Below are 14,636 nucleotides of genomic sequence, written 5' to 3' on the forward strand. Positions count from 1 at the left end.
GCAAAAGGCGCTCCGCGAGGGGCGCCTTTTCGTTTGCGAACGTAGAAACTTGCCAGCTACGGGTTATCCCGTCGCGGAATGAGATGATCGAGCAGGCCTGCCGGCAGCGGGAAGACAATGGTTGACGACCGCTCGCCGGCGATGTCGTGCAGAGCCGCGAAATAGCGCAGCTGCATTGCCTGCGGCTCCTGCGCGAGGATCCGGCCAGCCTCCACAAGCTTCTCCGCGGCCTGCTGCTCGCCCATCGCGTTGATCACCTTGGCGCGCCGCAACCGTTCAGCCTCGGCCTGCTTGGCGATCGCGCGCACCATGTTTTCGTTGAGATCGACATCCTTGATCTCTATGCCGGTGACCTTGATGCCCCAGATGTCGGTCTGCTTGTCGAGTATCTCCTGGATATCGGCGTTCAACCGGTCGCGCTCGGCGAGCATCTCGTCGAGCTCATGCTTGCCAAGCACCGAACGCAGCGTGGTCTGGGCGAGCTGACTGGTCGCGGCCATGTAGTCGCCGACCTTGATGATGGCGCGCTCGGGGTCGACAATGCGGAAGTAGAGAACGGCATTGACCTTGACCGGGACGTTGTCGCGCGAAATCACGTCCTGGGGCGGCACGACCTGCACCATCACCCTGAGATCGAGCTTGACGAGTTGCTGCACGACCGGAATGAGGATGATCAGCCCCGGCCCCCTCACGCCGGTGAAGCGGCCGAGCGTGAAGATAACGCCGCGCTCGTATTCCCTGAGGATGCGAACGGCCTGGGTGAGAAACATCACAACGATTAGCGCAAGCACTGCATAAATCGAATATTCAATCATCAGATTGGTCTCCCTTGCCGCTCGCAGGGTTCGGACGCCGGACCACCAGCGTCAAGCCGGCGATATTGGCGACCTCGACCCTCTCGCCGGGCTTGAAGCTGTCGGCGCCGCGCGCTTGCCAGCGTTCGCCATGCGTAAAGACGTGTCCCTCGTTCTCGTTCCAGTCGAGGACCTCGGCGGCCAGGCCTCGCATGGCTTGCGCGCCAACCCTTGGCGGGCCACGGCGGGCGCGCCGAAGCGCGCCAAGCACGACCAGAACGAGACCGGTGAGCATCGCCGCGACAACGGCGATGACCGACCATGACAGCCGGTAGCCCGGCGCTTCGACCCTGAGCAGCATGATGGCGCCCAGCACAAAGGCGACGACGCCCCCAAGGCCGATCACGACGGTCGGATTGAACGCTTCGATGGCGAGGAGCGCGATTCCGACCATCATCAAGCCCAGTCCGGCATAATTGATCGGCAGCAGGTTGAGGGCGTAAAGGCCGAGCAGCAGGCAGATGGTCCCGACCACCCCCGGAGCGACTGCACCGGGCGACACGAACTCGAAGATCAAGCCGTAGATGCCGACCATCAGGAGAATGAGCGAGACGTTGGGATCGGTGATGACCGCCAGGAATCGGGATATCCACCCGGGGTCGACGGCTTCGATGACCGCGTTCTGCGTTGCCAGGCGTTGCGTCGCGCCGCCCGCGACCTCGACGACGCGACCATCGATTTGCCTGAGCAGGTCAGCCGGATCGCGCGCGACGAGGTCGATGGCGTGCGCCTGCAACGCGCCGTCGGCGGACAGGGTGGCGGCTTCACGGACCGCCTTCTCGGCCCAATCGGCATTGCGGCCGCGCAGTTCGGCGAGGCTGCGGATAAAGGCAACGGCATCGTTCGTCACCTTCGCCGTCATCGGGTCCTTCGGCTCATCCTTCTTGTCCTTGCTGTCCTTGTCGGGTGCACCGCTCGGCAGGCCGGGAAGCGGTCCGCCAATCTGCACCGGCGTCGCGGCCCCAATATTGGTGCCTGGCGCCATCGCTGCTATATGTGCCGCATAAAGGATATACGTCCCCGCACTCGCCGCATGGGCGCCGGAGGGAGCGACGTAGCCGACGACGGGAACGGACGAGCCGAGCACATCCGCGATGATCTCGCGCATGCTGGAGTTGAGACCGCCGGGCGTATTCATTGTCAGAAGCACGACCTCGGCGCGCCGTTCGCTCGCCTTGGCCAGTGCCTCCTTCACGTAGCTGGCCGACGCCGGCCCAATGGCTCCATCGATTGTGACGGTGAGTGCAAGACGGCGATTCTCCTCCGCCAGGCCGGGACGGAGACAGGACAGAAAAGCGACGATGCCGATCGTCGCAACGAGGGCCGCCTTCATGGTCTGCACGGCAAGGGCTCCCTTGCCGAAGATATGGCGTCCAGTTCCGGAACCTCAATGCCCGAATTAGGAATAAAGGGAATCATGAGCACCGTTGTGCGATGCGATTGATCTGGGCAACCAAAGGACTTTTGGTGCGAGCGCGTTACCAGCAGCGTTCACGACATCTGCTCAATATCCGACTTGAGTGCGACCATGAAGCGGGCAGCTTCACCACCGGTCACGACGCGATGATCGAAGGTAAGCGACAGCGGCAGCGTGCGCCTCACAGCAGGCTGCCCCCGATGCGGGACGACGCCTGGCGAAATCCGTCCGGCACCGATGATGGCCGTCTGGGGCGGCACGACGATCAGATTTGCGAACCGGCCGCCGATCATCCCGAAGTTCGATAGGGTGATCGTCGCGCCACGCAGCTCCTCAGGCGGTATCGAGCGCGCGATGGCATCGGCCCGCAGCCGGTCAAGCCCCGTCCGCAAATCCGATACGCTGCGCTCCGCGACGTTGCGCAACACAGGAACAATCAGGCCGCCCTCGGTATCCACGGCAATGCCGAGATCGACACGCGTCATGAGACGCCGTTCTCCTGCGCTGGGATTGTACCAGGCATTAAGGGCGGGCTCCGCCGTGCAGGCGGCAGCAATGGCCCGCACCAGACGGATTGTCACGTCCTCGCCCGTCGGCCAATCGTCGATGTCGGCTTCATCGGTCACAGTGGCGGGAACAACTTGCGCATGGGCTGTTGCCATGCGCTGTGCCATGGCACGCCGCGTGCCTCGGAGCGGCTCGGCGCTGCCGGCTTGGGACACAATCTTCGCGGCCCGCTCGACATCGGCCCGTGTGACGTTGCCGCCAGGTCCCGTGGGCTCCACGCTCTCAAGGTCGACGTCGAGCTTGCGCGCGAGTGCCCGCACAGCCGGAAACACCTGCGGTCCGGTCAGGGGCTCGGCAGGCGTTCCTGGAGCGGGCCGATGTTCGCCGCTGCCGAGGTCGCCAACGATGGTGCCGGTGTCCTGTTCGGCGCCCTCGGCAAATTCGACGAGCGGCGCGCCGACCTTGACGATATCGCCCTTGGCGCCAAACACGCGTGCGATGCGCCCGCTCGACGGAGATGGTATCTCCACCACCGCCTTGTCGGTCTCGACGGACACGAGGGGCTGATCGGTGACGACGTGATCGCCCTCACCGACATACCAGCTCACGATCTCCGCCTCCTCGAGGCCTTCTCCAAGATCCGGCAATGTGAACTGGCGCATGGGCCCAAGTCCGTGAAAATCCGGTCCGTTGAAATCCGCTCCGTTGACATCTAGCTGAACTGGCAGACCTTGCGGGCGGCAGTCATGATGCGTTCGACCGACGGCATGTAATATTGCTCCAGTCGCGCCATCGGAACGATGGTGTCGTAGCCGGTGACGCGGGTCACAGGCGCGAGCAGCGAGGAGAGGCGGCGCTCAGCAATTGTAGCGGCGATCTCGGCACCAAATCCGCCGGTCCGTGCGGCCTCATGCACGATCACGCAACGGCCGGTCTTGGCGACCGAACCGAGCACGGTGTCTTCGTCGTAGGGCTTGAGCGTGGCGAGATCGATGACCTCCGCGGCGATGCCTTCGACGGAAAGTGCCTCCGCCGCAGCCATGGTTTCCTTCAGCATGGCCCCCCAGCTGATCAGCGTGAGATCGCGGCCTTCCCTCAAGACAAAGGCGGCATCCAACGGCAAGGCTTCGCCATTGTCCTCCACCTCGCCTTTGGCCGCACGGTACAGGCGCGTCGGCTCGAGAAACACGACGGGATCGGGATCGCGGATAGCGGCGAGCAACAATCCATAGGCACGTTCCGGCGAGGAAGGCATGACGACGCGCAAGCCGGGAATATGGGCGAGCATTGCCTCGGTGCTTTCGGAATGATGCTCGGGCGCGCGGATGCCGGCACCGTGCGGCGCGCGCAGAACCATGGGACAGGTGAGCCGTCCCTGGGTCCGGTTGCGCAATCGGGATGCATGGTTCACGAGCTGATCCAGGCAGGGATAGATGAACCCCATGAACTGGATCTCGCCGACCGGTTTCAGTCCCTGCGCGGCCATGCCGACGCAGAGCCCAGAGATCAAGAGCTCGGCAAGCGGCGTATCGAGCACCCGCTCCGTCCCAAACCGTTTCTGCAAACCTGCGGTGGCGCGGAAGACGCCGCCGTTGACGCCAACATCCTCGCCAAGCACGACCACGTCAGGATCATCCTCCATTGCGCGAGCGAGCGCCAGGTTGATGGCTTCGACCAACGTTGCCTCAGGCATCGTGCTCTCCCGCAAGTTCGCGGCGTTGCGCGGCATAGGCTGCCGGCAGATCGGCATAAAGGTGATCGAACATGGTTTCGGGACGGCGCGGCGCTGTCGCCAGATAGCGTTCGGCCGCCGCCTCGACGCGCGCATGGCATTCGGCGGCGAGCTGCTCCTCATCCGCCTTGCTCCACATCTTCTGCGCGACGAGATAAGCCCTCAGCCGCGCAATCGGCTCTTCCTTCCAGTGCGCCTGGACCTCCTCGGCGGGGCGATAGCGCGCAGCGTCATCGGATGTGGTGTGGTCGCCGAGCCGGTACGTGACCGCCTCGATGAACCGGGGTCCATTGCCGTCGCGGGCGGCGGCAATGGCCTCCTCGCTGGCGGCCCGGATCGCCACCACGTCACCGCCGTCGACCTGCTCACCGATAAAGCCTGCGGCGATCGCCTTCTGTGCCAGCGTTTCGCACGCGGTCTGCTGTCGCAACGGTACCGATATGGCCCATTGATTGTTGGCGACGACAAAGACGAGTGGCAATCTGTGCACGCCGGCAAAATTCATCGCCTCATAGACGTCGCCTTTCGAGGTGGCACCATCGCCGAACAAGCACACCGCGACACGCGGTTGCTTGCGCAGCTTGAGGGCGTAGGCGACACCGGCGGCATGCGGCGCCTGGGACCCGACCGGAACACAGAATGGGAAATCGTGAACCGGCCCTGAAAACCGGTTGCCGCGTTCGTCGCCGCCCCAGAACAAGAGGATCTCCTCCAGCTTGACGCCGCGCCAGAGCAGAGCCCCATTGTCGCGATACGACGGCAACAGCACGTCCTCCTTCCGCATCGCACTGGCGATCCCGACCGATACGGCCTCCTGGCCAAGCGAAACGGCGTAAGTCCCAAGCCTGCCTGTGCGCTGCAATGCAACAGCCTTCCGGTCAAACAGCCGCAGCAGTACCATCGACCGGTACAGCTCAGTCAGCAGCTTGGAATCGGAGGCGAAAGAAGGAAGCGGTCGCTGGATCGAGCCATCTGGCGCGAGGTAATTGCGGTGGCGCACCTCGAAGCGCGCGATGACGGGGAGATCCTGGTTTACCCTTCGGCTGGCCACGCTCTCACTCCCGGAGCGATTGTGCCTTCTACAACTCATTCAGGTGGTGTTTGTGCCAGACGATGCAATACCGCCGAAGGACTACTCCGCAGGGCTCGCAATCCTTGCTGCACCGCCGCTTGCGGCGATCGATTCGCACCATCACAGGTCGCGTCATTGAGAAGGATCAACGAATCGACGCCACTTTTCTGATGGGGTCTTGGAAGGGTTAGCCCGCGCCACCTTGTGGCACGGCATGAACCATGAGCGGTTGGTCAATCCGAAACTATGTCGTCGCGCGCTGTCGCTCCGCCATCGCTTCGCCAAACGCCTCGAACAGCTTGCGGTTGATGGGATTGCGCTGCGGGTCGTATTCGGCGTGCCATTGCACACCGAGTGCGAAGGTCGAGGCTTCCGCGATCTGGATCGCCTCGATGGTGCCGTCCTCGGCGATGCCTTCGATCAGCACGCGCTTGCCGGGATCGAGGATACCCTGCCCGTGCAGCGAATTGACCCGGATCTTCTCGCAGCCGAGCAGCGTTGCGAACGCTCCGCCCGGCGTGAGGTCGACGTCGTGACGGTCGGCGAACACGACGGTCGGATCGGGATGGATCTCGCCATTCTCGAGTCTGGGCATGCGATGGTTCATGCGGCCCGGGATTTCGCGGATCTCCGGGTGGAGCGAGCCGCCGAAGGCGACGTTCATCTCCTGCAAGCCGCGACAGATGCCGAACAGCGGTATGCCGCGCGCGACGCAGGCGACCGAGAGCGCGAGCGCGACCTCGTCGCGATGGATGTCGTAAGGCTCGTGCTTCTCACAGGGGTCGACGTTGAAGCGGGTCGGGTGCACGTTGGCGCGCGCCCCGGTGAGCACGATGCCGTCGACGGTATCGAGCAGAGCGGCGATATCGGTGATGTCGGGCGAGCCCGCGAACATCACCGGCAAGCCGCCGGAGACCTCGGCCACGGCGCGCAAATTGCGCTCGCCGACCATCTGGACCTGAAATCGATTTTCGACGCGATGGGCGTTCCCGATCACGCCGACGACCGGCTTTCTCATCTCCCGTTCCGACCTCCCCGCCGAAGAAGATTCTCCAAAGATGCCCCTCTGAGGGAACAAATTCAACAGAAGGGATCGCGGGACGGCAATGCTATTTCGCGCAAATGCCCATCAGGTGACGGCCATGGCACTCCTTCAATGGGCCGGCGTTGGCTCTCAGGAGGTCGCGGACGCGTCAAGCCGGCGCGGCCGCAGCCTTTTGCTCCCTGGCGGGATTTCACGAATGAGTGGCCCTGCCGCGCCTTCCGAAAGGAAACGATGTGACCAATCCTGTTGATGAACGGTCCCGGACCCGCACCGACCTGGCCTGGGCCATTTCGGCTGGGGGCATCGGCGTCGTGCTGTTTACCGTCCTGCTGGCCTTCACCTGGTACTTTGCCGCCACCCTGCTCCTGATCTTCGCCGGGATGCTGCTGGGCCTCGGGCTCAACGCGCTGACCAACGCGCTCGGGCGACGCGTGCACCTGCCGCATCCGCTTCGGCTCGCGATCGTCTGCGCTGCACTGGTCCTGATGCTCGCGGGTGTGGCCCATCTCGGCGGCGCCACCATCGCCGAGCAGGCTTCACTGCTCAGCAACACCATCAAATCGCAGATTGCACACGTCAAATCCTTCCTCGACAATCGCGGCATCGACACCAGCTTCTTCGATCTCGGCAGCGCCGCGCCCGCCTCTTCCACCAGCGACACCGCCTCGGCGCCTGCCCCGAGCTCGAATGCACACGGCCCATTGCCGGGCGCAGGCGCGCTTGCCTCCAGCGGCGGGGCGATCGTGAGCCGGACCTTCAAGCTGCTGTTCGGGGCGATCAGCGCCGTCGGCAACATCTTCATCGTGCTGTTCCTGGGGCTGGCCTTCGCGGCGCAGCCCAGCGTCTATCACGACGGCCTGCTGGTTCTCGCACCGGCGAAATATCGCATCCGCACGACCCTTATCATCGACCGCATCGGCGAGACGCTGGAGCGTTGGCTGATCGCGCAGATCATCGTCATGCTGGCGGTCGGCGTGGTGACCTGGATCGGGCTTGCCATCATCGGCATTCCGGGCTCGTTCATCCTGGGAATCCAGGCCGGCCTGCTCGCCTTCATCCCGACCGTCGGCGCCATCATCGCCGGCGTGGTGGTGGTGCTGGCGAGCCTCGCCTCGGGCTGGATTCCCGCGTTATCGGCGCTGATCCTGTTCCTCGGCGTCCACGCGATGGAGAGCTACGTGCTGACGCCGCTACTCCAGCGCCAGGCGCTGGACATTCCGCCGGCCACGCTGTTCGCGTTCCAGATCCTGCTCGGCGTCGTCTTCGGAATCTGGGGCCTGGCGCTGGCGCTGCCCCTCGTCGCCATTGCCAAGGTCATGATCGACCATTTCAAGACGTATGAGACGCCGCCCCTCGCAGAGGTGGCCTGACCTCGCTCAGGTCGTCAGCACGGTCTCGGTGTGCTCGACCTCCGGGGGCGAGGCAAAATACTGACCGACGAGTCCGCGCCATTCCGTGAAATTCTCGGAGCTGCGGAAGTCGACGGTATGGTTCTCCAGCGTCGCCCATTTCACCATCAGCCGATAGCGCTGCGGCTTCTCGATCGATTTGTGCAGCTCAAACCCATGAAAGCCCGTGGAGCGGCCGAAGGCGGCCTTGGCCTTGGCGACGGCGGCCTCAAAATCCTTCTCGCTGCCCGGCTTGACGTCGATTTGCGCGATCTCGGTGATCATCGGTTTCACCCTTTTGCTTGGTGACCGTATCTACCGCAGCCGGCACCAAAGAAAAAGGCGCCGAAACGGCGCCCTGCCCGGCCGAAAATGCGGCGCTCTCAGGCGAATAGCAGCACGGTGCCTGCAACGATGAGCGCGCAACCGAGAAACAGCGCGATCGGCCAATAGCTGCGGCTCGGCGTGTAACGTCCCTGGGCGCGGCGCTCGGCAATCAGGGCGGTCTCGTATTCGTCCGCTGTCGAGAACAGACAGGCAAAGCCGCCGCGCGTCGAGGCCGCGGCGGCTTCGAGCGACATCAGGGCGGCCTGCGGGTTCTGTCGACGGATCGATTCCATGACCGCAATGGTAGGAACCGAATGGTAAACAGAGGATTACCGCGAAGCCCTTTCGTCTCAGGCCGTCGCCGGCTGTGTCTTGGACTCTGGCTTCGCTGCACCGATCCGCGCGGCGCTCTGGCGGCGCCAGTTCTCCAGCGACAACGGCAGCTCCTCCGCGGCCTCGACACGATTACGGCCGCCGCGCTTGGCCTGGTAGAGCGCGGTGTCGGCCGAGGCCAGCAGCACCTCGAGCTCGGTGCCGGCGGGGCCGCCGGCCACACCGATGCTGACGGTGGTGTCGACCGATCCTTCGTCGACCACGACGCCCGAGGTCTCGAACGCCTCGCGTACGCGCTCGGCGACGAGCACACCCTCCTCCAGCGCGCAGGGCAGCAGTGCGGCGAACTCCTCGCCGCCGATGCGGCCCGACAGGTCCGAGATGCGCAGATTATTGACGACCACGGTCGAGAACAGCTTCAGCATCTCGTCGCCGGCGGGATGGCCGAAGCGGTCGTTGATCGACTTGAAATGGTCGATGTCGAAGATCATCACGGTGACGGGCCGGCCGCCCTTGGCCTCGCGCTCGATCGTCCGCGCACAGGCTTCCGAGAAGCCACGGCGGTTGAGCATGCCAGTCAGCGGATCGGTCGACGCGGCAGTGCGGTGCGCGGTGACGGTGCGCTCGGACACCAGCATGAAGATCACGAACACGGTGCCGACGGCATAGAGCACGAGCTCGACCGCGAACACGGTGACCCAGACGCTGTGGGAGAAGCCGGCATCGTTCGGGCGCAGGAAGCTGCCGAGCAGGATCGGCAGCATCAGCACGCAGCCGTGCATCACCGGCACCACGAAGGCCGGCCAGCGCCGTTGCAGGCTCTTGCGCCGCTCGACCCAGAGCTCGCTCGCGGTCAGCGCCGCATAGACCGAGACGATGCCGGCGCCGATGATCATGCGCAGCATCGACGCGGTGGGATCGAGCAGTGTTACGGTCGCGACCCAGGCGAGTGCACCAAGCACGAGACCGGGCCAGTTCGGCTTGCGGCCGTGGAAGACGCGCGCCGCATTCCACACCATGCCGCAGGCGACGAAACCGACCGCGTTCAACGCGAGATAGAGGTGCGGGCCGAGCTTGTCGCCGGTCGCCGTCCACAGCGCGACGGAAGCTGCGCCGAGCAGATAAGCGGTGCCCCACCATTTCAGCGCGGGGCTGTTCTCCTGTCTGCCGAAAAACACCATCATGGCGCCGAGCAATGCGGCGACCATCGTGGCAACCAAATAGAGCGTCATGCTATCGAGCGACATCATGTCGGCCCCCTCTTGAACATAGCAGTTACGCGATCGGCACATCCGATTTGCGCGCCCTTCCAGATGCGACGCTATGTCCCGCGAGTTCCATTCAGGTTTTCACGCGGCCCCAAGTTTTCGGGAAACTCGTCTTCAATTTGCGTACAAACGAATGACAAAAAGGGCGCTGAAATCAGCGCCCTTTTGCTTCTCATTGAAGCCGCTTTCGCGGCGAATGTGACCGAAGCGATTAACGCTTCGAGAACTGGAAGGACCGGCGGGCCTTGGCCTTGCCGTACTTCTTGCGCTCGACCACGCGGGAGTCGCGGGTGAGGAAGCCGCCCTTCTTGAGCACGGTGCGCAGCTCGGGCTCGAAATAGGTGAGCGCCTTGGAGATGCCGTGACGAACAGCACCAGCCTGACCGGACAGGCCGCCGCCGGCGACGGTGCAGATCACATCATACTGGCCGGAACGGGCGGCCACGGAGAACGGCTGCTCGATCATCATGCGCAGCACGGGACGGGCGAAATAGACCTCGACCTCGCGCGAGTTGACGGTGACCTTGCCGGCGCCCGGCTTGATCCAGACGCGGGCGACTGCGTCCTTGCGCTTGCCGGTGGCGTAGGCGCGGTTGAATTTGTCGACCTTCTTCTCGTGCTTGGGCGCATCGGGCGCCGCCGCGGTCTTGAGCTGCGAGAGCTGGTCGAGCGACTGAATGGATTCGGCCATGATTATGCGGCCCTCGTGTTCTTGCGGTTCAACTTGGCGATGTCGATCTTCTCGGGCGTCTGGGCCTCGTGCGGATGATCAGCACCGCCATAGACGCGGAGGTTGCCCATCTGGACGCGACCGAGCGGACCACGCGGGATCATGCGCTCGACGGCCTTCTCGAGCACGCGCTCGGGATGCTTGCCTTCAAGGATCTGGCGCGCGGTGCGCTCCTTGATGTGGCCGACATAGCCGGTGTGCTTGTAGTAGGTCTTCTGCTCGCGCTTGCGGCCGGTGAGGACTGCATGCTGGGCGTTGATGATGATGACGTTGTCGCCGCAGTCAACGTGCGGGGTGTAGGTCGGGAGATGCTTGCCGCGCAGACGCATGGCAACGATGGTGGCGAGACGGCCGACGACCAGACCCTTGGCGTCGATCAGCACCCACTTCTTCGTCACCTCGGCCGGCTTTGCCGAAAAGGTTTTCATGTCAGAGTTTCCGTGGACGGGGAATAGCGGCGCGAACACCGCACCGGACTGCGCGGGTTTCTAGAGAAGAGACGCGCAACGGTCAATGCCTGGACACGGAAATTATACCAATAAAATCAGTGTCTTATAAATAAGGTGCTATAATACCCCCAAAAAGATCAAACATTTGGAATGGAATAGGTCGATGTGACATGGGCGATCGGATCGGGCGAGGTCCCCGACAACAAGTTCACCTCCCCGACCGCCAGGCGCTTGCCGAGCTTCAGCAGCCGGGCCTCCGCCAGCACATCCTGCCCCGGCTGGCCCTTGCGCAGGAAATTGATGTTGAGATTGGTGGTCACCGCCAGCCCGATCGGCCCGATGGCCGACAGCAGCACCACGTACATGGCGAAATCCGCCAGAGCCATCAGCGTGGGGCCGGACACCGTTCCGCCCGGCCGCAGCATCCGTTCGCTGTAACGCTGGCGCAAAAGGCAGGTCTGGCCGTCCGCGCTCTCGATCATGATGTCGTCGCCGCTGAAGGCTTGGGGAAATTCGTCGCGGAGAAACTGCTCGAGCTCCGCTACGCTCATTTTCGCTAACGCCATGCCCCCTCACCCTCGCTTCACGTTGCTTGTTACATTAAGTTATCTGCGTCATCCAACTGCAATAACCCAAGCGGAATCTTCAATGTCCGTCCAGCCCGCCCGCCCCCCCTCCCCGGAACCGCCGATCTTGCTGCGGGAGATCGTCGGCAGTGTCGCCGTGCTGACGCTGAACCGCCCCGCCGCGCGCAACAGCCTGTCGGAGGCGATGATCGGCCAGCTGCATGCAAGCTTCAACGCGATTGCCGAGGACAAGCGCATTCGCGCCGCCGTCATCGCCGCCAACGGTCCGGCCTTTTCCGCCGGCCACGACATGAAGGAGCTGACCGCACGCCGCACCGATCCCGATCGCGGCCGCGCCTATTTCGCCGAGCTCATGAACGCCTGCAGCGCGATGATGCAGGCGATCGTGCACCTGCCGAAGCCGGTGGTCGCAGCAGTCCAGGGCATCGCGACCGCCGCCGGCTGCCAGCTCGTGGCGAGCTGCGATCTTGCGATCGCGTCGGAGGCCGCGAGCTTCGCCACACCCGGCGTCGACATCGGCCTGTTCTGCTCGACGCCGATGGTGGCACTATCGCGCAACGTGCCGCGCAAGCAGGCGATGGAGATGCTGCTCACGGGCGAGCCGGTCCCGGCCCAGCGCGCCCGTGAGATCGGCCTCGTCAATCGCGTGGTCGCCGCCGGCACCGAACGCGACGCCGCGATCGCGCTGGCGCAACAAGTCGCGCTGAAGTCGGCCTACACCGTCAAGCTCGGGAAGGAGGCGTTCTACCGCCAGGCCGAGATGAGCCTTGCGGACGCCTATCGCTATGCGGCAGAGGTGATGACCGAGAATATGATGGCGCGCGACGCCGAGGAAGGTATCGGCGCTTTCATCGAGAAGCGCGCGCCAACATGGCGGGATGAGTGACAACAAGAAAAGACGCCAGATGAACCACGACGCCTATCCCGACAATTACATCCGCGCCATCCTCAACAGCGTCAAGTCGATCGCGATGGTCGGCGCCTCGCCGGTCAATGTGCGGCCGAGTTATTTTGCGTTCAAATATCTGGCGCAGCGTGGCTACGACATGATCCCGGTCAATCCCGGTCATGTCGGCAAGGACTTGCTCGGAAAGCCCTTCGTCGCCTCGCTGCGCGAGATCGGACGTCCCGTCGACATGATCGATATTTTTCGCAGTTCCAGCCACATCGTGCCCGTCGTCGACGAGGCCCTCACGCTCGATCCGCTGCCGAAGGTGATCTGGATGCAGCTCGGTGCGCGTGACGATGCGGCGGCGGAAAAGGCCGAAGCCGCAGGCATCAAGGTCGTGATGAACCGCTGCCCAAAAATCGAATATGGCAGGCTGTCGTCGGAAATTTCCTGGATGGGCGTCAACTCGCGCACGCTCAGCTCCAAGCGCCCGCCTGCGCCGACGCAGGGCATGCGGCTGTCCCTCAATCGGATGAGTGTCGGCGGCGGCGAGACCGCGGCCTCTGATCGCGCCGCCAAAAACAAGACCGAACAAAACTGACGCAATAAATTTCCATTGCGCGAACGTGACAATGCGTAGCGCCGAGCTGTGAAGCGGCGGCTTGACGGCAGCCGTGACGCCGATCAGCATGCCGCGCGATTTCAGACCATAAGAACAGGACGCCCCCCAAATGAGCGATCGCCTTCCGGGATTTTCGACCCTCGCCGTGCATGCCGGTGCACAGCCCGATCCCACCACCGGTGCGCGCGCGACTCCGATTTATCAGACGACATCGTTCGTGTTCAACGACGCCGACCACGCGGCCTCGCTGTTCGGCCTGCAGGCGTTCGGCAACATCTATACCCGCATCGGCAATCCCACCAATGCTGTGCTGGAGGAGCGCGTGGCCGCGCTCGAGGGCGGCACCGCCGCGCTTGCGGTGGCCTCGGGCCATGCCGCGCAGGTCGTGGTGCTGCAGCAATTGCTCCAGCCCGGCGACGAATTCATCGCCGCGCGAAAACTCTATGGCGGCTCGATCAACCAGTTCTCGCATGCGTTCAAGAGTTTTGGCTGGAACGTCGTGTGGGCCGATCCCGATGACGTCGCAAGCTTCGAGCGCGCGGTGACGCCGCGCACGAAAGCGATCTTCATCGAGTCCATCGCCAATCCCGCCGGCAGCATCACCGATATCGAGGCGATCTCGACGGTGGCGCGCAAGGCGGGCGTGCCCTTGATCGTCGACAACACGCTGGCCTCGCCTTATCTGATCCGCCCGATCGACCACGGCGCCGACATCGTCGTGCACTCGCTGACGAAGTTTCTCGGCGGCCACGGCAATTCGCTCGGCGGCATCATCGTCGATGCCGGCACCTTCGATTGGTCCACCGGCGGAAAATATCCGATGCTGTCGGAGCCGCGGCCGGAATATCACGGCATCCGTCTCCAGGAGACGTTTGGCAATTTCGCCTTTGCCATCGCCTGCCGCGTGCTCGGCCTGCGCGACCTCGGGCCCGCCCTGTCACCGTTCAATGCCTTCATGATCCTCACCGGCATCGAGACGCTGCCGCTGCGCATGCAGAAGCACTGCGACAACGCCAAGGCGGTCGCCGAATTCCTCGCCGGCCACTCCGCGGTGTCCGCGGTGAACTATGCCGGCTTGGCAACCGACAAGTACAACCAGCTCGCGCGCAAATATGCCCCGAGGGGTGCGGGCGCCGTGTTCACCTTCAGCCTGAAGGGTGGCTATGACGCCGGCGTCAATCTGGTGTCGAAACTGCAGCTGTTCTCGCATCTGGCCAATGTCGGCGACACCCGTTCGCTCGTCATCCACCCGGCCTCAACCACGCACAGCCAGCTCGACGACGCCGCCAAGATCAAGTCCGGCGCCGGCCCCGACGTGGTCCGGCTCTCGATCGGTATCGAGGACAAGGAAGACCTGATCGCAGACCTGGAGCAGGCGCTGAGCGCGTAGAGTCTCAACGCTGTCCATCCGCACCG

The 14,636-nt window shown here is 64.0% G+C and carries 16 protein-coding genes; 4 read left to right on the forward strand and 12 right to left on the reverse strand.

Translation table 11 applies throughout. The annotated features are described in order from the left end of the window. Positions 1-56 precede the first annotated feature (56 nt). The 6 genes from ABIC09_RS16980 to ABIC09_RS17005 form a co-directional block, all read right to left on the reverse strand. Positions 57-818 (reverse strand): slipin family protein, encoded by a 762-nt coding sequence (locus ABIC09_RS16980; protein ID WP_148753598.1) that lies wholly within the window; start codon positions 816-818, stop codon positions 57-59. Beyond that, positions 808-2,196 carry an NfeD family protein gene (locus tag ABIC09_RS16985; protein WP_354109966.1) on the reverse strand — a complete coding sequence of 463 codons (1,389 nt, stop codon included), beginning with the start codon at positions 2,194-2,196 and terminating at the stop codon, positions 808-810. The genes ABIC09_RS16980 and ABIC09_RS16985 overlap by 11 nt, the downstream gene beginning before the upstream one ends. Before the next feature lie 149 nt (positions 2,197-2,345). Continuing rightward, positions 2,346-3,440, reverse strand: coding sequence for a dihydrolipoamide acetyltransferase family protein (locus tag ABIC09_RS16990; RefSeq protein WP_354109967.1), 1,095 nt, complete (start codon positions 3,438-3,440; stop codon positions 2,346-2,348). Positions 3,441-3,490: 50 nt separating this feature from the next. Continuing rightward, entirely contained in the window at positions 3,491-4,471 is a 981-nt protein-coding gene (locus tag ABIC09_RS16995; RefSeq protein WP_354109968.1) for an alpha-ketoacid dehydrogenase subunit beta, read from the reverse strand. Next, positions 4,464-5,561, reverse strand: coding sequence for a pyruvate dehydrogenase (acetyl-transferring) E1 component subunit alpha (gene pdhA, locus ABIC09_RS17000; protein ID WP_246230107.1), 1,098 nt, complete (start codon positions 5,559-5,561; stop codon positions 4,464-4,466). Before pdhA ends, ABIC09_RS16995 begins: the two co-directional genes overlap by 8 nt. A 265-nt stretch (positions 5,562-5,826) precedes the next feature. Further along, positions 5,827-6,600, reverse strand: a complete 774-nt coding sequence (locus ABIC09_RS17005; RefSeq protein ID WP_187435127.1) for a gamma-glutamyl-gamma-aminobutyrate hydrolase family protein — start codon at positions 6,598-6,600, stop codon at positions 5,827-5,829. Between the two features lie 260 nt (positions 6,601-6,860). Here ABIC09_RS17005 and ABIC09_RS17010 point away from each other — a divergent pair, with 260 nt between their 5' ends. Then, positions 6,861-7,997: an AI-2E family transporter gene (locus ABIC09_RS17010; protein ID WP_148753593.1), complete on the forward strand. Its 1,137-nt coding sequence runs from the start codon at positions 6,861-6,863 to the stop codon at positions 7,995-7,997. Between the two features lie 6 nt (positions 7,998-8,003). Here the strand turns inward: ABIC09_RS17010 and ABIC09_RS17015 are convergent, their stop codons facing one another. From ABIC09_RS17015 to ABIC09_RS17040, 6 genes are all read right to left on the reverse strand, one after another. Then, entirely contained in the window at positions 8,004-8,300 is a 297-nt protein-coding gene (locus ABIC09_RS17015; RefSeq protein ID WP_148753592.1) for an antibiotic biosynthesis monooxygenase family protein, read from the reverse strand. A gap of 98 nt (positions 8,301-8,398) precedes the next feature. Continuing rightward, positions 8,399-8,635, reverse strand: coding sequence for a hypothetical protein (locus ABIC09_RS17020; RefSeq protein WP_148753591.1), 237 nt, complete (start codon positions 8,633-8,635; stop codon positions 8,399-8,401). Between the two features lie 57 nt (positions 8,636-8,692). Then, the gene (locus tag ABIC09_RS17025) at positions 8,693-9,925 is read right to left on the reverse strand and encodes a GGDEF domain-containing protein (RefSeq protein WP_354109969.1); all 1,233 of its coding nucleotides are present in this window, start codon (positions 9,923-9,925) and stop codon (positions 8,693-8,695) included. Between the two features lie 229 nt (positions 9,926-10,154). Next, on the reverse strand, positions 10,155-10,634 hold the full coding sequence (gene rpsI, locus ABIC09_RS17030) for a 30S ribosomal protein S9 (RefSeq protein WP_007611021.1): 480 nt from the start codon (positions 10,632-10,634) through the stop codon (positions 10,155-10,157). Between the two features lie 2 nt (positions 10,635-10,636). Continuing rightward, positions 10,637-11,101 carry a 50S ribosomal protein L13 gene (gene rplM, locus ABIC09_RS17035; RefSeq protein WP_091965253.1) on the reverse strand — a complete coding sequence of 155 codons (465 nt, stop codon included), beginning with the start codon at positions 11,099-11,101 and terminating at the stop codon, positions 10,637-10,639. A 158-nt stretch (positions 11,102-11,259) separates the two neighbouring features. Further along, a complete protein-coding gene (locus ABIC09_RS17040; protein WP_148753589.1) occupies positions 11,260-11,688 on the reverse strand; it encodes a PaaI family thioesterase in 429 nt (142 codons plus the stop codon). An 82-nt stretch (positions 11,689-11,770) separates the two neighbouring features. Between ABIC09_RS17040 and ABIC09_RS17045 the strand changes: the two genes are divergently transcribed. From ABIC09_RS17045 to ABIC09_RS17055, 3 genes are all read left to right on the forward strand, one after another. Beyond that, positions 11,771-12,595 carry an enoyl-CoA hydratase gene (locus ABIC09_RS17045; protein WP_354109970.1) on the forward strand — a complete coding sequence of 275 codons (825 nt, stop codon included), beginning with the start codon at positions 11,771-11,773 and terminating at the stop codon, positions 12,593-12,595. A gap of 19 nt (positions 12,596-12,614) precedes the next feature. Further along, entirely contained in the window at positions 12,615-13,199 is a 585-nt protein-coding gene (locus ABIC09_RS17050) for a CoA-binding protein (RefSeq protein WP_354109971.1), read from the forward strand. Positions 13,200-13,329: 130 nt separating this feature from the next. Further along, positions 13,330-14,610 (forward strand): O-acetylhomoserine aminocarboxypropyltransferase, encoded by a 1,281-nt coding sequence (locus tag ABIC09_RS17055; RefSeq protein WP_354109972.1) that lies wholly within the window; start codon positions 13,330-13,332, stop codon positions 14,608-14,610. Positions 14,611-14,636 lie beyond the last annotated feature (26 nt).

It is taken from the genome of Bradyrhizobium sp. S3.12.5, assembly GCF_040548225.1.
Lineage (GTDB): Bacteria > Pseudomonadota > Alphaproteobacteria > Rhizobiales > Xanthobacteraceae > Bradyrhizobium > Bradyrhizobium cytisi.